The 692-nt window shown below is 53.2% G+C and carries 1 protein-coding gene; it reads right to left on the reverse strand.

Going from position 1 to position 692, the window contains the following annotated elements:
- On the reverse strand, window positions 1-564 hold a 564-nt coding region (locus G3R49_RS19940; protein ID WP_048256323.1), incomplete at its 3' end, for an IS6-like element IS26 family transposase.
- Window positions 565-692: the final 128 nt, after the last annotated feature.

Genomic DNA, 692 nt, shown 5'->3' on the forward strand with positions numbered 1-692 from the left:
TCCCAGCGTGGCGCCGATTATCCGTTTCAGTTTGCCATGATCGCATTCAATCACGTTGTTCCGGTACTTAATCTGTCGGTGTTCAACGTCAGACGGGCACCGGCCTTCGCGTTTGAGCAGAGCAAGCGCGCGACCATAGGCGGGCGCTTTATCCGTGTTGATGAATCGCGGGATCTGCCACTTCTTCACGTTGTTGAGGATTTTACCCAGAAACCGGTATGCAGCTTTGCTGTTACGACGGGAGGAGAGATAAAAATCGACAGTGCGGCCCCGGCTGTCGACGGCCCGGTACAGATACGCCCAGCGGCCATTGACCTTCACGTAGGTTTCATCCATGTGCCACGGGCAAAGATCGGAAGGGTTACGCCAGTACCAGCGCAGCCGTTTTTCCATTTCAGGCGCATAACGCTGAACCCAGCGGTAAATCGTGGAGTGATCGACATTCACTCCGCGTTCAGCCAGCATCTCCTGCAGCTCACGGTAACTGATGCCGTATTTGCAGTACCAGCGTACGGCCCACAGAATGATGTCACGCTGAAAATGCCGGCCTTTGAATGGGTTCATGTGCAGCTCCATCAGCAAAAGGGGATGATAAGTTTATCACCACCGACTATTTGCAACAGTGCCAACGCCGGGTTATTCTTATTTGTCGCTTCTTTACTCGCCTTTATCGGCCTTCACTCAAGGATGTA

The sequence above is a fragment of the Shewanella sp. WXL01 genome (assembly GCF_012263345.1).
GTDB lineage: Bacteria > Pseudomonadota > Gammaproteobacteria > Enterobacterales > Shewanellaceae > Shewanella > Shewanella maritima.